The sequence below is a fragment of the Pseudomonas sp. NC02 genome (assembly GCF_002874965.1).
Taxonomy (GTDB): domain Bacteria; phylum Pseudomonadota; class Gammaproteobacteria; order Pseudomonadales; family Pseudomonadaceae; genus Aquipseudomonas.
On record NZ_CP025624.1, the window covers coordinates 3,692,889 to 3,711,172 of the forward strand.

The 18,284-nt window shown below is 61.3% G+C and carries 18 protein-coding genes; 11 read left to right on the top strand and 7 right to left on the bottom strand.

All coding sequences use genetic code 11. From position 1 onward, the window contains the following. The first annotated feature begins 56 nt into the window (after positions 1 to 56). The 4 genes from C0058_RS17480 (at position 57) to C0058_RS17495 (ending at position 4,697) form a co-directional block, all read left to right on the top strand. Entirely contained in the window at positions 57 to 1,382 is a 1,326-nt protein-coding gene (locus C0058_RS17480; protein ID WP_008436370.1) for an MFS transporter, read from the top strand. Between the two features lie 81 nt (positions 1,383 to 1,463). Beyond that, complete coding sequence (locus tag C0058_RS17485; RefSeq protein ID WP_003215212.1) at positions 1,464 to 2,321, top strand: CAP domain-containing protein; 858 nt, start codon at positions 1,464 to 1,466, stop codon at positions 2,319 to 2,321. A 139-nt stretch (positions 2,322 to 2,460) separates the two neighbouring features. Beyond that, entirely contained in the window at positions 2,461 to 2,880 is a 420-nt protein-coding gene (locus C0058_RS17490) for an organic hydroperoxide resistance protein (protein ID WP_087695064.1), read from the top strand. 140 nt (positions 2,881 to 3,020) lie between these two features. Next, positions 3,021 to 4,697 carry an ATP-binding protein gene (locus C0058_RS17495; protein WP_102369190.1) on the top strand — a complete coding sequence of 559 codons (1,677 nt, stop codon included), beginning with the start codon at positions 3,021 to 3,023 and terminating at the stop codon, positions 4,695 to 4,697. A gap of 3 nt (positions 4,698 to 4,700) precedes the next feature. Here the strand turns inward: C0058_RS17495 and C0058_RS17500 are convergent, their stop codons facing one another. Further along, positions 4,701 to 5,828 carry a sensor domain-containing diguanylate cyclase gene (locus C0058_RS17500; RefSeq protein ID WP_102369191.1) on the bottom strand — a complete coding sequence of 376 codons (1,128 nt, stop codon included), beginning with the start codon at positions 5,826 to 5,828 and terminating at the stop codon, positions 4,701 to 4,703. 150 nt (positions 5,829 to 5,978) lie between these two features. Between C0058_RS17500 and C0058_RS17505 the strand changes: the two genes are divergently transcribed. The 3 genes from C0058_RS17505 (at position 5,979) to C0058_RS17515 (ending at position 8,189) form a co-directional block, all read left to right on the top strand. Then, a complete protein-coding gene (locus C0058_RS17505; protein ID WP_102369192.1) occupies positions 5,979 to 6,506 on the top strand; it encodes a GNAT family N-acetyltransferase in 528 nt (175 codons plus the stop codon). Between the two features lie 133 nt (positions 6,507 to 6,639). Continuing rightward, entirely contained in the window at positions 6,640 to 7,680 is a 1,041-nt protein-coding gene (locus C0058_RS17510) for an alpha/beta fold hydrolase (protein WP_102369193.1), read from the top strand. After that, positions 7,680 to 8,189 carry a cytochrome P460 family protein gene (locus C0058_RS17515; RefSeq protein WP_102369194.1) on the top strand — a complete coding sequence of 170 codons (510 nt, stop codon included), beginning with the start codon at positions 7,680 to 7,682 and terminating at the stop codon, positions 8,187 to 8,189. Before C0058_RS17510 ends, C0058_RS17515 begins: the two co-directional genes overlap by 1 nt. 99 nt (positions 8,190 to 8,288) lie before the next feature. Here the strand turns inward: C0058_RS17515 and C0058_RS17520 are convergent, their stop codons facing one another. The 4 genes from C0058_RS17520 to C0058_RS17535 all read right to left on the bottom strand — a co-directional run bounded on the left by C0058_RS17520 (position 8,289) and on the right by C0058_RS17535 (position 13,017). Beyond that, a complete protein-coding gene (locus tag C0058_RS17520; protein ID WP_087695062.1) occupies positions 8,289 to 8,717 on the bottom strand; it encodes a molybdopterin-binding protein in 429 nt (142 codons plus the stop codon). Positions 8,718 to 8,881: 164 nt separating this feature from the next. Continuing rightward, positions 8,882 to 10,291, bottom strand: a complete 1,410-nt coding sequence (locus tag C0058_RS17525) for an OprD family outer membrane porin (protein WP_023658889.1) — start codon at positions 10,289 to 10,291, stop codon at positions 8,882 to 8,884. A 204-nt stretch (positions 10,292 to 10,495) separates the two neighbouring features. After that, the gene (locus C0058_RS17530; protein ID WP_102369195.1) at positions 10,496 to 11,905 is read right to left on the bottom strand and encodes an amino acid permease; all 1,410 of its coding nucleotides are present in this window, start codon (positions 11,903 to 11,905) and stop codon (positions 10,496 to 10,498) included. 77 nt (positions 11,906 to 11,982) lie between these two features. Beyond that, positions 11,983 to 13,017 carry a histone deacetylase family protein gene (locus C0058_RS17535; RefSeq protein ID WP_102369196.1) on the bottom strand — a complete coding sequence of 345 codons (1,035 nt, stop codon included), beginning with the start codon at positions 13,015 to 13,017 and terminating at the stop codon, positions 11,983 to 11,985. 118 nt (positions 13,018 to 13,135) lie between these two features. Between C0058_RS17535 and C0058_RS17540 the strand changes: the two genes are divergently transcribed. Next, positions 13,136 to 13,636 carry an Lrp/AsnC family transcriptional regulator gene (locus tag C0058_RS17540; RefSeq protein WP_008436349.1) on the top strand — a complete coding sequence of 167 codons (501 nt, stop codon included), beginning with the start codon at positions 13,136 to 13,138 and terminating at the stop codon, positions 13,634 to 13,636. 139 nt (positions 13,637 to 13,775) lie between these two features. Here C0058_RS17540 and C0058_RS17545 read toward each other — a convergent pair whose 3' ends face one another. Continuing rightward, positions 13,776 to 14,813 carry an alpha/beta fold hydrolase gene (locus tag C0058_RS17545; RefSeq protein ID WP_102369197.1) on the bottom strand — a complete coding sequence of 346 codons (1,038 nt, stop codon included), beginning with the start codon at positions 14,811 to 14,813 and terminating at the stop codon, positions 13,776 to 13,778. A 153-nt stretch (positions 14,814 to 14,966) separates the two neighbouring features. Between C0058_RS17545 and C0058_RS17550 the strand changes: the two genes are divergently transcribed. From C0058_RS17550 to C0058_RS17560, 3 genes are all read left to right on the top strand, one after another. Next, entirely contained in the window at positions 14,967 to 16,598 is a 1,632-nt protein-coding gene (locus C0058_RS17550) for a sensor domain-containing diguanylate cyclase (RefSeq protein ID WP_003215172.1), read from the top strand. Positions 16,599 to 16,720: 122 nt separating this feature from the next. Further along, positions 16,721 to 16,897: a hypothetical protein gene (locus tag C0058_RS17555; protein ID WP_174717785.1), complete on the top strand. Its 177-nt coding sequence runs from the start codon at positions 16,721 to 16,723 to the stop codon at positions 16,895 to 16,897. 16 nt (positions 16,898 to 16,913) lie between these two features. Beyond that, positions 16,914 to 17,534: a LysE family translocator gene (locus tag C0058_RS17560; protein WP_008436344.1), complete on the top strand. Its 621-nt coding sequence runs from the start codon at positions 16,914 to 16,916 to the stop codon at positions 17,532 to 17,534. A 2-nt stretch (positions 17,535 to 17,536) separates the two neighbouring features. Here the strand turns inward: C0058_RS17560 and C0058_RS17565 are convergent, their stop codons facing one another. Beyond that, positions 17,537 to 18,241 (bottom strand): CerR family C-terminal domain-containing protein, encoded by a 705-nt coding sequence (locus tag C0058_RS17565; protein ID WP_003215166.1) that lies wholly within the window; start codon positions 18,239 to 18,241, stop codon positions 17,537 to 17,539. Positions 18,242 to 18,284: the final 43 nt, after the last annotated feature.

An 18,284-nucleotide genomic window follows, 5' to 3' on the forward strand; every position in this document is an offset into this window, starting at 1 on the left:
CACCGCACCACGCCTCACTTTGACAATAAATATAATGACTCATAAGGAAGTACAGAATGACGGCTACAGCCCGCACCCCGGACGTTGAAACCCCCGAGCAAACCAGGAAACGCCTGCGCAAAGTCGCGGCCGCGACGATCTTCGGTTCGATGCTGGAGTGGTATGATTTTTACCTGTACGCCACCATGGCGGCGATTGTGTTCTCGAAGATTTTCTTCGATAACAGCGACCCGAAAGCCGCTACGCTGATGGCGTTTTCCACCTTTGCCATCGGCTTCATCGCGCGCCCGTTCGGCGGCATTCTGTTTGGCTACCTGGGCGACAAGTTCGGGCGTAAACAAGTGCTGGTGCTGACCTTCTGCATGATGGGCGTGTGCACCACACTGATCGGGCTGATCCCCAGCTACGCCTCCATCGGCATCTGGGCGCCGATCGTGCTGGTGTTTATCCGCATCATCCAGGGCCTGGGGGCCGGTGCCGAACTGTCCGGCGCGGCGGTTACCTCCTACGAGCACGCCTCAGAAGGCAAGCGCGGCAGCCAGGGTGCATGGCCGGCGCTCGGGCTGAACCTGGGCTTGCTGCTGTCTTCGCTGACCGTGTACCTGCTGACCATCAACGGCAATGAATTCCTGCTGGCCGGCGGCTGGCGGATTCCGTTCATTTGCAGCATCGCGCTGGTGGGTGTGGGCCTGTGGGTGCGCAACAGCATCCCGGAAACCCCGGAATTCAAGGAACTGAGCAAGGAAACCGCAAAGGCCAAGGCCTCGCCGCTCAAGGCGCTGTTCAAGAACGACCTCAAGGGCCTGGCCGTGGTGTTCTTCGTGGCGATTGGCTACAACGCGCTGAGCTACATCTTCAAGACCTTCTCCCTGGCTTACCTCACCCAGTTCAAGGGTGTCGATGTGCACGTCACGTCGCTGTCGGTGACCATTGCCAGCCTGATCGCCATCGTCGCCGTGCCATGCTTCGGCTGGTTGTGCGACAAGTGGAGCAGCAAGACCGTGCTGATGCTCGGCGGCCTGCTGTCGCTGCTGTTTGCCTACCCGTTCCTTGCGCTGCTCAATACCGGTGAAAGCCTGATGATCTACGTCGCCATTGGCGTGGGCACCGGCATCCTCGCGCCGATGATGTTTGCGCCGCAGGGTTCGTTCCTGAGCCGCCAGTTCCCGACCCAGACCCGCTCCTCGGGCTTTGGCACCGGGCGGGAAATCGGCACCGCGATCGCAGGTGGCCTGGCGCCATTAGGGGCGTTGTCGATGGTGGCGGCGTCGGCCACTCACTCCACTGATGGCGTTGTGATAATCCTCGCGATCTCGTCCCTGCTGGTGGTGGTGTTCGCCTTGTGCGATCAGGGCCGTAAACACTCGGCATTCAAGAACTGAGGCAAAAAGTTCGGACCAACGGGTGCATGGATGCCCCTTCATCGCGCATCATGGGCACTTTCAAGCTCAAGGGAAACGTCCATGCGCGTTCTGTCATTGATGATGGGTCTTACGACGCTGGCCGCCAGTCTGGTGTTTACCGCCCAGGCGCAGGCGGGTGAAGAAAGCCTGTTGGTCGACTCGATCAATCAATACCGCAGCCAGGTCCAGCGCTGCGGCAACCAGGGTTCCCAGGAATTGCCACCGCTGGCCAGCGACACGCGGCTGGTGTTGCCGGTCAACAGTGTCGGCGACTTGCAGCAGGCGCTGGCGCGGGCGGCGTACCCGATGGTCAACGTCCAGGCCATCAGCCTGTCCGGGCCCAGGAACGCCGAAGCCGCGATGAAAGCCGTGCGCGAAAGTTTTTGCCGGGTGGTGCTCGACCCGCAGTTCATTGATATCGGCGTGAGCAACAGCGGCCAGGACTGGCGCATCGTGCTGGCCCGCCCGCTGCTGACCAGCGGCCTGGGCGAGACCCAGACCGAAGGCAAGAAGGTGCTCGACCTGATCAACACCGCCCGCCAGCAACCACGCCAATGTGGCGCCCAGGCCTTTGCCGCCACCACACCCCTGAGCTGGAACGAAGCACTCGCCAACGCCGCCGCCGGCCACGCGCGCAACATGGCCAACGGCAACTTCTTCGATCACCTGGACCACGATGGCCGCACCCCGGGTGACCGGGCTGAACTGGCAGGCTACATCGGCCAGCAGATCGGCGAGAACATCGCCGCCGGCATGGACACCCCACGCAAAGTGGTCGACGGCTGGCTGGCCAGCCCCGGGCACTGTGCCAACCTGATGAACCCGCAGTTCCGCGAAATGGGCGCCGCCTACGCCATGGACCCGAAAAGTGATGCCGGCATCTACTGGACCGGTTTGTTTGGCGTGCAGCAGCAATAACGGTTTGTATCCCAACGTATCTTCCCGGCGAGGCGACACACTGCGAGGTGCAGGCCCCCGGCGATGACACATTGCGGATACGCCGGCGCGGTTTCCTGTGCACACCGGCCCACCCCGGGCCACTTGCGAGGAAACCGTCATGTCCCAGAACAGCACCGTGCTCTACACCGGCAGAACCCACACCACCGGCGGGCGTGAAGGCGCGTCCCACAGCGATGACCTGCACCTGGACATCAAGCTGTCGCCGCCCGGCTCCAAGGCGCCCGGCACCAACCCCGAGCAACTGTTTGGTGCCGGCTGGTCCGCCTGCTTTATCGGCGCAATGGGCAAAGCCGCACAAACCCTTCACATCCGCCTGCCCGCCGACACGGCAGTGAGTGCCGAAGTGGACCTGGTGAACAGCCCGGAAGATGGCTATTACCTGCAGGCGCGCCTGCGGGTCAGCCTGCCGGGTATCGAACACTCGGCGGCGCAGGCACTGGTGGACCGTGCCCACCAGACGTGTCCGTATTCCAAGGCCACCCGCGGCAATATCGCGGTAACGATTACGGTGGCCTGAAGGGAGCTCAGCGAAGCATTATCCGGCCGAGACACTAAAGTGCCATCTAGTGGATAATCCCGCTGAACTGGCTGAGTCCCGGGATGTCTGTAGCTTGGCATCCCTACCTCAGCGAACCGTGGCAAGAAGGCGTTCACCGAATGACAAACTGGCTGCAAGGCGGCGGCGAAATGGCCGAACGGGTCCGGCATCACAACTGGGCCAATACGCCATTGGGGCCTTTGGAACACTGGCCGGACGTACTGAAGACCACCGTCGCCCTGTGCCTTGCCTCCAGTTTCCCCCAGGCGATCGTCTGGGGGCCTGCGCTGATCACGCTTTACAACGACGGGTTTATCCCGATTCTCGGCGACAAGCCTGATGCCCTCGGGCGGCCATTCAACGAGATCTGGCAGGAGGCCTGGCCCGAGATCAGTCCGATCGCGGATGCCGCCTTCGCAGGTGAAGCCACCTTTATCGAAAACTTCCCGCTGACGATCGAACGCGGCGGCGCGCCGGAGCAGGCGTACTTCACCTTCTGCTACAGCCCGATCCGCGACGTACAGGGCAAGGTGGTCGGCATGCTCGACACCGTGACCGAAACCACCGCCACCGTGGTTTTGTCCCAGCGCCTGGCCGAGCTGAATGCAAGCCTGGAGCAGCGCGTCACCGAAAGGACCACCCTGCTGACCCAGACCGAAGCCGCCTTGCGTCAATCGCAAAAGCTTGAAGCCATCGGCCAGTTGACCGGTGGCGTGGCCCACGACTTCAACAACCTGCTGACCATCATTCGCTCATCCGTCGACTTCCTGCGGATGCCGAGCCTGTCCGAAGAGCGTCGCCAGCGCTACATGAGCGCGGTCACCGACACCGTGGACCGGGCCGGCAAATTGACCAGCCAGTTGCTCGCATTTGCCCGGCGCCAGCCGCTGAACCCGGAAGTGTTCGATGCAGGCCTGCGGGTGAAAAACATCGGCGAGATGCTTGAGACGGTGACTGGCGCGCGGATTCATGTGCACGTCGAACTGCCCGGGCAGCCGTGCTACATCCGCGCCGACTCCAGCCAGTTTGAAACCGCCCTGATCAACATCGCCCTCAACGCCCGGGACGCGATGAACGGCCAGGGCAGCTTGACCCTGCGATTGGACGCCGATCAAGCACTGCCGAGCATCCGTGGTGACGCCGGTTCACGCCAGGCGTTCATCGCCATTTCACTCACCGACACCGGCAGCGGGATTCCCGGGGAGACGTTCGAGCGCATCTTCGAACCCTTCTTCACCACCAAGGAAGTCGGCAAGGGCACCGGCCTGGGACTGTCCCAGGTGTTCGGCTTCGCCAAGCAATCGGGCGGCAACGTCGATGTGGCCAGCCAGGTCGGCCAGGGCACGGTGTTTACCCTGTACTTGCCGCAAGTGGTACCTGAAGAGAGCTTCCAACGAGACACCCCGGACACCTGCGGGCTGATCACCGAATGCGCCCAGCGCCATATCCTGGTGGTGGAAGACAACCTGGAAGTGGGCCGCTTTGCCAATCAGATCCTCCAGGACCTCGGCTACCGGACCACCTGGGCAACCAATGCCGAACAGGCGCTGGAACTGGCCGGCGCAGACGCGTTGGGGTTCGATGCAGTGTTTTCAGATGTGGTGATGCCCGGCATCACCGGGGTGGCCCTGGCCAGGGAACTGCGACGGCGCCGGCCCGGCCTGCCGGTGGTACTGACCTCGGGCTACAGCGAGGAGCTGGCGGAAAGCGGCTATGAAGGCCTGGTGTTCCTGCCCAAGCCCTACTCGGCCGACCAGGTCTCACAGGTGCTGGCCAAGGCGCTGCTCAAGGGCTGAGGCCTATTCCGCGACGGCCACCTGGTTACGCCCGAGGGCCTTGGCGCGGTACAGCGCCTTGTCTGCGGTGTTCATCAGGCCGTGCAGGTCCTGGTCCACCGCGCGGGCCCAGGCCACGCCGAGGCTGGCGGTCAACCCCTGGACCGGCTCGCTGGTCAGCCCGGCAATGGCCTTGATCAACTGCTCGGCGATGTCCCGCCCGGTCTCCAGCGACGTATCCGGCAGCAACACCGCAAACTCCTCGCCCCCCAGCCGCCCGTACACATCGGCCTGGCGAAACGATGCGCTGATCACCCCGCCGATCTGACGCAGCACCTGGTCCCCGGCCTGGTGGCCGTAGGTGTCATTGATGTCCTTGAAGTGGTCCATGTCCATCATCAGCGCGCACAACGGCTGCTGGTTATGCCGGCACTGTTCGTAGAGCAACTGCGCATGCTCGAAAAACGCCCGGCGGTTCATCAGGCCGGTGAGTTCGTCGGTTTGTGCGGCGCGGGTGGAGATGTTGTGGGCACGCTCCATTTGCCGGGTCAGGCGAAAGGCTTTTTCCAGGGCATCCGACAGCTTGCGCGTGGCGCCACCGACAAACGAAGAGAACACCAGCACCGCCAGGGCCATGCCGACTTGCATCGACGACGGTTGAAACAGCAGCCACAGGGTGCACGGCAGCAGTACCAGGCCCATGGAGACCAGGGTCATGTAGCGATAGGCCGAATAACACGAGACTGCGCTGACCGACATGCCCACGGTGAACAACATCACCAGGGCCTGGGACAGGCGGTCGTCGGTGGGCATCAGGACGAATGCGCCGATGCCCCAGACCCCGGCCGACAACATCAACGTTACCCAATAGCGCCGCTCCCAGCGCGCGGGGGTGCGTTCACTGTTGGGGCAGCGAAACCAGTCCATGAACATCCACACCCGCAGCAACGACGTCCCGGCCAATACCACCAGCCAGACCAGCATTACCCGGTGATCAAAACGTTCCCAGCACAGCCAGCACAGCATGGCGGCCGCCATATAACTGCCGAACACTGCAGAGAATGACTGGCGAAACAGCTGGTGCAATCGATCTGTTCGTACCTGCTCCTCGATGAAGCAATCCTGGTCCTGCCCACGCCCAAGGCCATTCATTTGGTCCGCCTGATCTTACTGCCGCGACAAAGTGCCATTGTGGCATCCTGCCAGTAGCCCTAACAACTGAATCAAGCGTGCTAGAGCGCCGAAAGCAGGATAAATATAGGTGAACACCTTCTCGCTCGCTCCAAGGATCAGAGTCCACCCATGAATACCCACCCGATTACCACCGAACGCCTGATTCTCAGGCCCGCAGCGGCCGACGATGTGGCCAGTGTATTTGCCATTTATGGCGATCCCGAGACCAACCGCTACAACCCGGCCGGCCCGTTGACGGACCTGGGCCAAGCCGAGGCCGCCCTGGCTCGCTGGCTGCTGCACTGGGCAGAACATGGTTTCGGCCAATGGGCGATTACTACACAAGAGGCGCCGGGCTGCGTGATCGGCTTTGGTGGCATCACCTTGTACCCCTACAACGACGTTGAGCGGATCAACCTGGGCTACCGCTTTGCGGTCAGCGCCTGGGGCCAGGGCTTTGCAACCGAGCTTGCCAGGGCGGCGGTGCAGTTTGCCTTTGTCGCGCTGGACCAGCCGCAGGTGTACGGCGTGGTGCGTCCGGCGCATATAGCATCGATCAAGGTGCTGGAGAAAATCGGCATGCAGTACATCGATGAGCTGGACGATGTACCCGGTCAGGCGCCGAGCCTGGTGTATGTGGCCCGGCGGGCCCTCTGACCTTTGTATCGCAGTGTGTCCAAACACCGCTGCGATACAAAACCTTTAACCCAACCGCTTTCTCGAAACAGACGGGATACACAACTACGTTCAACTGTGAGCCAGGCACACCACCCGCCGCCGGAGACTCACCATGCACACACAGTTGAACACCCCACCCCGCCGCCTGATGGGCGCGTCGCTGCTGGCCTTTGCGCTGTTGCAGTTCGGTGCCCTCGGCGTCGCCAGTGCACAGGATGCGCAAGCACCTGCGGCTGCCAGCGCAACTGCCCACAGCGCGCTCGGCCCGTTGAAGCATGTGAAAGCCGGCTTGCTGGATGTGGCCTACGCCGAAGTCGGCCCGGCCGATGGCCCGGTGGTGATCCTGCTGCATGGCTGGCCCTACGACATTGACAGCTACTCCGAGGTAGCGCCGCTGCTGGCTGCCCAGGGCTACCGGGTGCTGGTGCCTTACGCCCGCGGCTATGGCGATACCCATTTCCTCTCGGCAAAGACCCTGCGCAACGGCCAGCCGGCCGCCCTCGCCGTCGACCTGATCGACTTCATGGACGCGCTGAAGATCAAGCAGGCCGTGCTCGGCGGCTATGACTGGGGTGCGCGCACCGCCGACATCGTCTCGGCGTTGTGGCCTGAGCGGGTCAAGGCGCTGGTATCGGTCAGCGGCTACCTGATCGGCAACCAGGCCGCGGGCAAGAACCCATTGCCGCCCAAGGCCGAGTTGCAATGGTGGTACCAGTTCTACTTCGCCACCGATCGCGGCGCCGCCGGCTATGCGAAAAACACCCACGACTTCGCCAAGTTGATCTGGCAGATCGCCTCGCCAAAATGGGCATTCGACGGCGCCACCTTCGACCGCAGCGCCAAAGGCCTGGACAACCCCGACCACGTCGCCGTATCGATCTTCAACTACCGCTGGCGCCTGGGGCTGGTGCAGGGAGAGAAAAAATACGCTGCGCTGGAGCAGAAACTCGCCACCGCCCCGTCCATCAACGTACCCACCATCACCATGGAAGGCGACGCCAACGGCGCGCCGCACCCGGCCGCAGAGGACTATGCCAAACGCTTTACCGGCAAGTACGAATACCGGCTGATCACCGGCGGCATCGGCCACAACCTGCCGCAGGAAGCACCGCAAGCCTTTGCCAAGGCTGTGATCGATGCGGACCACCTGTGATGAAGCGCCTGCTTCTTGCTGCACTCGTCGCTGCAACAGCTGCCGTGGTGGCCACCGCTACCGGGTTCGCCTTTGGCGGCCCGGCTACCAGCGAGCCTTCGCCGATCTACGGCGTGACCATTCCCGACGGCTACCGTCAATGGGAGCTGATCGCGCCGGCCCAGGAAGCCGACCCGCTGAATGAACTGCGGGTGGTGCTGGGCAATAAAGTGGCGCTCAAGGCGTACCGCGAAGGCACGCTGCCCTTCCCCGACGGCACTGTGCTGGCGAAACTGGCCTGGAAGCACGTGCAATCGCCCGAGTTCAAGACCGCGTCGATTCCCGGTGCGGCGACCACCGTGCAGTTCATGGTCAAGGACTCGAAGAAATACGCAGCGACCGGAGGCTGGGGCTTTGGACGGTTCATCAATGGCAAGCCGGTGGACCAGGCGCAGCATGAGACGTGCTTTGCCTGCCATCAGGCGCTGGTGAAGAACCATGATTATGTGTTCACCCGGCTGGCGCCTTAGCGCAATAGCCTTTTTCAACAACAAACGCCGCGGCAACCGGGCATCCCGTAGCAGCTACCTCGCTTGGGCTCGACAGCTGCTACGTTGTGTGGGGTTTTATCAGGCCGGAACGCCCAGAATGATATGGGACGCCTTGATCACCGCCGTGGCGCTCACGCCCGGCTTCAACCCCAGCTCGGCCACCGCGTCGCGGGTCACGATGGAAAACACCTTCGAACCACCCGCCAACTCGATCACCACTTCCGCATTCACCGCGCCGTCATTCACGCTCAGCACCTTGCCTTCCAGGCAGTTGCGGGCCGACAGGCGGATGTCGCTGGATTCGGTCATCAACATCACCCACGGCGCCTTGATCAGCGCGACCGCTTCCTTGCCTACGGCAATGCCCAGGTTGCGGATGCTTTCCAGGGTCACCACCGCCACCAACTGCTCGCCACCGGGCAGGGTCAACACCACTTCGGCGTTGACCGCGCCGTCCTGGACCTGGCTGACCTGGCCTTTGAATACGTTGCGTGCACTGACTTTCATGGGAACGGTCCTTTTCTTGACTTATAGGTTAGGAATTGCCGCGCATGATTAAACGTTGCGTTGTGTAAAAACAACTATAGCGCCCTGCTCTGCCTGGAACCCCACGCCAATAAAGAAGGCCGCCCAATGGGCGGCCTTCATCTGGAGCAGTTACCGACGACTGATTAAAACAGCGCGTAGGTGTAGTTGAAGATCAGGCGAGTCTGATCCTGGTCGGCGGTGCCGGTGTTATGGCCGTGGTAGCTGCCGGTACGGAACGTAGTACCGAAGCCTTTCAGCGGGCCTTCCTGCACGACGTAATCAAGACGGAAATCGGTTTCGCGTTCCGACTGATCGCTGCCACCGGCAACCTTGGCCTTGATGTCGCTGCCGTTCAGGTAGGCAATCGAGGCTTTCAGGCCCGGCACCAGGGTTCTGAAGTCATACAGGTACTGACCGAAATTGACCTGCTCGCCCGCACGGGAGAACTGGCCAACCACCGCGTCGGTGAACAGGTAGAAGTCGGAACCGGCCGCGCCTTGGGCGGTTGGATCGGCGATGCTGCCCTGGTTGACCCAGACGAAGCCACCGTCATCACTCACGCCGATATGGCCGAGCATCAACTGGCTGCCGCCCAACTGATAGGTGAAGGCAGCACTGTAGGTTTTGTTGTCGACTTCACCGGCGTGCTTGGCATAGCCGCCGTTGTTGTTGAACGCATAGCCGGCCGAACCGTTTTTGCCGTCGCTGGTGCTGTCGAAATAACGCAGGTCGGTCTTGAACGACTGGTCATTGCCCAACGGCAATACGTGGACCAGGCCAAAATAGTTCTGTTTGTAGAAGTCTTCCAGGTTGGCGTAGTAGTACTGCAACGTCAGGTTTTTAGCGATGACGTTGTCAGAAGAACCAAACGGCTGGTAGTCGACACCACCGAAACGGAAGCTGTCGCTGTCGCGAGTGGCACCGGCCACGCTCAAGCCCGTGGAGTTGCTCGATGCACGACCTTCAGCCTTGTTCAGCTCGCCGCCGGTGAAGGTGACGTTGGGAATGTCCTTGGAAGTCAGGATGCCGCCGTCAAAGGTCTGCGGCGCGGCACGGCTGTCGTTGGACACCAGGATCGGCAGGATCGGCGCCAAACCACCGCCCACGTGCAATTCAGTCTGGGAAATACGGAATTTAACGTTGCCGGCTGCGCGACCGAAGCTGTCAGCAGGCTCGGTGCCGTTGTTCTTCACCGGGAAGAAGCTGTTACCGTTACCCGACAGGCCATTGCCCGCTGCGTGCCCATCGCCACCGTCCAGTCGCAACGCGCCGAAAGCCATCACGTCGAAACCTACGCCGACGGTGCCCTGGGTGTAACCGGATTTATAGTCGAAACGCAGTACTTGAGCCGCTTCCCGCAGGTCGTTCGCCGTGCCGGAGTGAACGTCGGCGTTGTAGTACATGGTGCGCGAACTGATCGAAGAATGACTGTCTTCGAGGAAGCCGCTATGGCCGTCACCCGTGCCGAGTGAGCCAAGACCAAAGCCGTCTGCGCTGGCGTGTTGTGCAAGGACAGCCGCCGTGATGGCCAACGCTAATGTAGAGAGTTTCATTTACTGCGCCCCTGTGAACATTATTTTTTTACTGTCCTTCGAGCGAATACCGTTGCGGCCCTGCAAACGCTGCGGATTGTGGCATGGGGCCGATGGCGCAGAATGTGAAATTTTTGTCATGTACCGATGAAAAAACCGTCATGAAAAGGCCGTACAAGCCGGCCTTGTTCGAGGGTTGAATGGCCTGCGGTTGTACGACAACCGCTACTGCGCCGTGCGTTGATCAGGCTGGAGTCGGTGGCGAAAATGCGAGAAATGGTAGGCAACCGCCAGCCACATAAACCATGCAGGCATCACGCAAAGGGCCAGGCGGGTATCTGGGCGAAGTGCCAGCAGGCAAAGTACGAACGCCAGGAAGCCAAGTGAAACCCACGCCAACGGCACGCCACCGGGCATTTTGTAGAGGGATTTTTCATGTAGCTCAGGGCACTTTTTTCGATAGGCGATGTAGGACGCCAGGATAGTCGACCAGGTAAAGATCACCAGGATCGCCGAAACAGTGGAGACGATGGTAAAGGCCGTCATCACTTCCGGGACTATAAACAGCAGCAACAAGCCCAGCAGCATCAGGAAGGTGGTAAACGCCAGGCTGATAAACGGCACGCTGTTTTTCGACAGTCGTCGGAATATCCCGGGTGCGTCTCCCAGGTCCGCCAGGCCGAACAACATGCGACTCGCCGAAAACACCCCGCTGTTGGCCGAAGAAGCCGCCGAGGTCAGTACCACGAAATTCACAATCCCGGCGGCGGCGGGAAAGCCGGCCACCAGGAACAGCTCGACAAAGGGGCTCTTGCTGGGCGACACCTGCTCCCAGGATGTCACCGCAATGATGCAGGCCAAGGCCAGCACGTAGAACAGGATGATCCGCAGCGGAATCGAGTTGATTGCCTTGGGCAGTGTCTTCTCCGGCGAACGGGTTTCGGCCGCCGCCGTGCCGATCAACTCGGTACCGGCAAACGAGAAGATCGCCATCTGGAACCCGGCAAAGAAGCCGAACACGCCATTGGGAAACGCCGCCTGTTTATCCAGCAAATGATTCAGGGAAGCCGTGACGCCGGTGGGCGACACAAACGAGCTGGCAATCAACACCACGCTCACACTGATCAGGGTCACCACGGCGATGATCTTGATGATCGCAAACCAGAACTCCACCTCGCCGAACAGCCGCACCGTCAGCACATTCAAGGCAAACAGGGTCAGCAGCATTGCAATCGCCGGTATCCAGGCCGGCACGTGCGGGAACCAGTACTGGAAAAAGCCCCCGACCACCACCGCATCCCCCACCACCGCCACGCTCCAGCTCAGCCAGTACGACCAGCCAAGAAAAAACGCCGCACGCGGCCCCAGGTAGGCACCGGCAAAGTCGGCGAAGCTCTTGAAGTTCAGGTTGGACAGCAGCAGCTCACCCATGGCGCGCATCACGAAATACACAAACAGCCCGATGATCATGTAGATCAGGATGATCGAGGTGCCGGATAGCGCGATGATCTTGCCCGAGCCCATGAACAGGCCGGTGCCGATCGCACCGCCCATGGCCATCAGTTGGATATGGCGGTTGTTGAGGGTGCGTTGCAAAGCGGGCTTTTCAATCAGCCCGGGCACGGTTGTTTTCATCACAAAACCTCTTGTTATGTTTTTGAGTTTTGGCAGAAAAAAGTCAGGCGTTGTTTATTGTTGGAATGGCATCGGGGTCAGGCGTGTTTGTTCTCGAAACCGTGCAGCACGTTGACCGCGTTGATGCCGATTTCATCGACCATGTAGCCGCCTTCCATCACAAACAGCGTGGGCACGCCGACGCTGGCGATGATCTCGCCGATGCCGAGGAAGTCGCGGCTTTCCAGCAGGAAATGGCTGATGGGGTCGTCCTTGAAGGTGTCGACGCCGAGGGAAATCACCAGCACTTGCGGCGAGAACGTTCTGAGTTGATTGCAGGCGTCGAGCAACGCTTCTTTGTAGGTGCTCCACCCGGTGTTTTTCGCCAGCGGGTAGTTCAGGTTGAACCCCTCGCCCGCCCCGGCACCGCGCTCGGCACTGAAGCCCGAATAGTAGGGATACGACACGGACGGATCGCCATGCAGCGAGACGAACATCACGTCATTGCGGTTGTAGAAGATGTTCTGCGTGCCGTTGCCGTGGTGGAAATCCACGTCCAGCACCGCGACCCGTTTGGCGCCTTGGGTGATCGCCTGTTGCGCGGCAATGGCTGCGTTATTCAGGTAGCAATAACCGCCCATGTATTCCCGCGCCGCATGGTGGCCCGGTGGCCGGCACAGGGCGAAGGCGCTGTCGTGGCCTTCATCAATCAATGCCAGGCCGGTGAGTGCGATATCGGCGCTGGTCTTCACCGCTTCCCAGGTGGTGCTGGTGATCGGTGAACCGGCATCCATCGCGAAAAACCCGAGCTTGCCGTCGATGAATTCCGGCACCTGCTCATTGGCCAGGTCCCGCACCGGCCACACCAGCGGCAAGGCGTCATGGGCACGGCCAATCGCCGTCCATTCGGCCCAGGCAGTTTCCAGGAAGGACACGTAGCGTTCGCTGTGGGCATTGACGTAACAGGCCCGGTCGAACGTGCGCGGCACGATGATATCGCCCAGCCCAACGTGCTTGACCCGATCACGCACCGTGTCGGCGCGGCTGGGTTGTTCGAAGGACGGCTTGAGCACGCCATCCTTGAGTTCGGTGCCATGGTGCAAACGATGAGAGTCGCTGAAAACAGTCAACATGAAAGACATCCACCCGTGAAAGACAGGTGATTATTTTGTTCTGGCTGCGGTGGGCTTTCTTTGCTTTTACGTGCGCCGATGCTAGCGTAATCGGGAATTTTTACCCCAAAGAGCCGCCATGAAGAAAAATAAAACCAGACAGGTCGCACTTGACGACACCGATCTCGCCATCCTCGCCTTGCTGCAGGAAGACGCGAGTATTTCCAACGCCGAACTCAGCGAGCGCCTGTCACTGAGCCTCACCCCATGCTGGCGACGGCGCAAGCGGCTGGAGGAAGAAGGCGTGATCAAGGACTACCAGGCCAACCTCGATCGCAAGATGCTGGGCCTGGAAATCATGGCGTTTGTGCATGTGCGGTTTGCCGTGCATTCCGACCATACGCCAGAGGACTTTGAGGCCGTGATCAAGGAACTGCCGCAGGTGCAGTCCTGCCACAAGATCACCGGGGATGCGGATTATCTGCTGCAGGTGCTGGCGGAGGATCTGGATGCCTACAGCGATTTTGTAGAGAGCGTGTTGCGGCGGCAATTGGGGATTGCGTCGATTCAGTCGAGCCTGGCGTTGCGGGAGGTGAAGGCGACAAGTCGGGTGGCCATTCCGGGGCGGGTGGGGAAGTGATCCGATGCAAATACCATTGTGGCAAGGGAGCTTGCTCCCGTTGGACTGCGTAGCGGTCCTGTCGTTGGAGGCGCTTCGCACCCCAGCGGGAGCAAGCTCCCTCGCCACAGGCTGTGTGTTGTCCGAAGATATCTGACGGCTAGTGCAGTGACTGCTGCAGAAACTCACTGATCAAGCTGAGTACCTGCTGCTGGATCTGCGGCTTGGGACGAGCACCCTTGGCATCCAGGCAAATGAAGCCTTCGCCGGGGTCGCTCTGTTCAATCCGCTCCACCGCGCCCGGCTTGCAGATGGGCAGGAAGCTGAAGTGCGTGGCGTCGCTGATTTCCACGTAGCGCGAAGTCTTCTGCGGCAGGCGCTTGGCCAAGTCGGCCGACTCGAGTGCGGCGGGCAATTCCGGCGACGGTGTGCCCGCCGCAATCACCAGCGTGGGGCGGTTCAGCGCCGCGAGGCTGGCATCGCTGAAGCCGCGGGCGAAGCCCAGGTCCAGGGAAACAATGGCCGCCACGCGCGGGTCGCTCAAGTCACCGGCCAGTCGCTGCCTCGCCTGCTCGGTACGACCAACCTCAAGTTGTTCGTAGGCCTTGCAAGGGGCAATTTCCGGATGCAACTTGCAGTCCTCGGTAAAGCGCTGCGGATCAAAGCGGGCACCGCCGACTTCGAGTGCGGTCCAGCCACCGAGGGAGTGCCCGACGACGGCGATCTTGCGTTGGGCCACCGCGCCGAAGCGTTTCGGCTGGGCAATCACGGCATCAATCACCCGATGGATATCGAGGGGCCGTTTCCACAGCTCGGAAGCGGCAGGCTGTGTGCGGTCCTTGCTGGTGGTGCCGGGGTGGTTGGGCGAGGCGACGATGTAACCCTGCCCGGCCAACGCGCTGGCGAGCCAGGACTGGTTGATCCAGTTGCCGAAGATGCCGTGGGAGATCACCACCAACGGATGCTCGCCGGCAGCCGGTGCAGCGTCCTTCAAGGCCGGCGCGCCGTAGAAAACCGGATTGTCGGCGATCAGTTGTGGCGTGCCGGTGGCATCGGTCGGGTACCACACTGCCACCTGCAACGGCCTGCCGTGTTCAGCGTCGGGAATCACTATTTCCTGGAAGCCGATCCGAACCTCATTGGCCTGGGCCAGACCGGTTACAACCGTCAACAACAGCGCAGCACACAGCGTTTTCATCCTTGAGTTCCCTAAGTGGCTAAGCGCCATATTCTGGCATGGCCGTCATGGGAAAGCAGGTGGGAAATCAATGCGCGTATAAATCATCAGGCTATGGCAACTATCCGAATGGTACGTCTACCATGTAGTCACACTCCTTTCAGATAGCCCCCAATGATCAAAGCCAGCCTGCGTAGTCACCTGACCCTCTGGTTTGCCGGTTTGTCGCTGCTCACCCTGGTGAGCGTAGGGTTCTACGTTGGGCACATCGCTACCGAGCAACTGAAACTGGCCAGTGGCAATGCCTTGTTGAGCACTGCCCGCTCCACCGCCGCGCTATTGGCGGTGCAGCTGCGTGAACGCCAGCTCGAAGTGTCGCTGCTCAGCCGCGCACCGCTGTTCAGACGGGGCAACCTGGACGATCCGGACATACTGACCTCCATGGAACAACGCACCCAGTCCCGCGCCGAGTACGCGTGGATGGGCGTCGCCGACACAGACGGGCGTGTGCGCCAGGCGGTGAATGGGCTGCTGGTCGACCAATCCGTAACGGCACGGCCCTGGTTCCAGGCCGGTTTGCAGGGCAACTACACCGGCGATCCCCACGAGGCGGTACTGCTTGCCAAGCTGCTGCCGGGCTCCAACGGTGAGCCCTGGCGCTTCATCGACTTTGCCGCACCGATTCGCAATGCCGGGGGCCAGGTGATCGGCGTACTGGGGGCTCACGCCCATTGGACGTGGGTGACACAAATTGTCGAAGCGGCCAAAGGCAATACGCCGGACATCGAGGCGCTGATCATCGACAACGACGGCAAGGTGCTCTACCCGGAACAACTGGCCGGCCAGCAACTGCCCCAGGACCGCCTGGCCAATGACACCGGCTGGTCGGTCGACAACGGCTACGTGACCAGCGCCGTGGCGGTGCCCAGCCCGTCGAATTCCAGCCTGACCTGGTACATCGTGATGCGCCAGCCGCTGGAAATCGCCCTGCACCCTGCCCGCGTATTGCTCTACAAACTGCTGCTGTTGGGCGTCATTGCCGCGGTGATTTTCGGCTTCGTGGCGTATTACCTGGCGTCGTACCTCAGCCGGCCCATCGAAGAACTCGCGCGTTCAGCCAAGCAGGTCCAAAACCAACAGCCTGGCGCGTATTTCCCTCAAGACCATTTCGTACTGGAAATCGCCCAGCTCGGGCGCTCCATCAAGGGCATGACCCAATCGCTGCTTGGCAAAGAGCGCGAGCTGCAGGACACCAATGCGTCCCTGGAAGCCACCGTCGCCCAGCGTACTGCCGCCCTCACCCAGGCCAATGCCGAGCTGTTGAACCTGGCCAGCCATGACGCCCTGACCGGCGTCTACAACCGTCGGCGCTTCGATGAAAAACTGGCGGAGTACAGCCTGCTGTTCCAGCGCAGCGGGCGCGCATTTGCCTTGCTGCTGATCGACGTTGATCATTTCAAGCGGATCAACGATACCCATGGGCATGCCGTCGGGGACGATGTACTGCGCCAGCTCGCGCAGTTGATTCAGGACGCCACCCGCGCCACCGACTTCGTCGCCCGTTACGGCGGTGAAGAGTTTGCGGTGCTGTTGCCGGAAATCGAAGCGCCGGACAGCCCGGATGTGGTGGCCGAGAAGATTCGCGCGGCAATTGCCGGAGCGTATTTCGAGACCGCTGGGCAGGTCACGGTGAGTATTGGCGTCGGGCTCGTTGAAGCGTCGGACAGCGACACCACAGTGCTGATCAAGCGTGCGGATCAGCAGTTGTATCGGGCCAAGTCGTCGGGGCGCAACCGCGTGGCGTGACGGTGTAGTGCGTCATGAGCCTTTCCAGAAAGCCACAACGCTCTTGATTAAATATCGACAGCCGCGCGCCCATGACCGTAATCTGCCCCACGAACGATGAACACAACGTATGCAGGTCATCAATGGCTGAGGTGCTGGACCGTTTCGACCAATGGCTGGCTCGGTTCGGCAAGCGTTACGTTCATCTGGACTCGGGAGATGACGATTTCCAGGGCTTTATCATCGATGCTGAACAGGTCGCGGCAACCATCGAGCTGGCGCGTTTCGCCGGTATCAACGCCAGTCTTGAGAGTTTCTGATTTCAGGTAAATATCCATGTCCATCACCGACAACCTGCTCGCCTTCACCTTCGCCGCCACGTTGCTCACGTTGACGCCCGGACTGGACACGGCCCTGGTATTGCGCACTGCAACGGTGGAGGGCAAGCAACAAGCCTTGCGCGCCACCCTGGGTATCAATGCCGGCTGCCTGCTGTGGGGTGCAGCGGTGGCCTTTGGGCTGGGCGCGTTGATTGCCGTGTCCGAGGTGGCCTTCAACGTCTTGAAGTACTGCGGCGCGGCTTACCTGGCGTGGCTGGGCTTGAACATGCTGGTGCGTCCGCGCAGTTCGCTGGCGTCCGTCGAGGCCGATGGAAAGCCCGGCGCCAACTGGTTCCTGAAAGGCATGATGGGCAACGTCCTCAACCCCAAGATCGGGATTTTCTACGTGTCTTTCCTGCCGCAGTTCATTCCCCAGGGGCATCCGCTGGTGGCGTGGACGTTCGGGCTGGTGAGCATCCACGTGGTGATCAGCCTGGCCTGGGCACTGATACTGATCGGTGCCACGCAGCCATTGGCCGGTGTGCTGCGGCGTGAAAAGGTGATCAAGTGGATGGACCGCACCACCGGCATGATATTCGTGCTGTTCGCGGCCCGGCTGGCCTTCAGCAAGCGCTGAAGTCAGCGCCGGTCCCGATGCCGTACCAGGCCTTCGAGGGTAAACCGCGCCTGCATCAGCACCACATCCCGCACCAGTTCCATTTCCTTCTGGCTCACTTCGGTCCAGTTCAAGGCGGAGAGCAGCTTGGGTTTCTGTACCCGAAACGCCAGGCCCTGGGTGAACAGCGCCATCGAGTGGATCACCGTGCGTTCGTCGTCAACGGCAAGGCCGGCAACGCGCGCGATCAGCAGGCGGATCACGTTGGCGATGCGCGCCTTGAAGCGTTCCTCGAACGCCATGGTCGCGCTTTCAGGGCAGAGCCCGGCTTGATGGCGATCAAGAAACGCCCGCCACGCGGTGGTCTGGGGACTGTCCTGGATCGTTGAAACCACCGCGCCGAGAATGCCCAGTGAGGCGTCGATCAACCTCTGATCGTCGACCCCGGGATCGGCCAGCGCACCTTCCGCGGCTTCAACGGTGGGCGCCATCTTCTGCCACAACAGCGCGATCAAGTGCTCGACGCATTCCAGGTACACGCCTTCCTTGCCATCGAAGTAGTACTGGATCGCGGGCGCATTGACGCCGGCAGCATTCGCGATGTCTCGCGTGGACGCGCCGTCGTAGCCACGCTCGCCAAATACCTCGACAGCCGCCTCGATAATGCGTGCGCGGGTTTCTTCACCCCGCTGATAACCCCCTTCGGCGGCCGGTTTGTGTCGTGCCATGTGCCACTCCATTTTTTTAACGTAACCAAAATATACCAGTTGA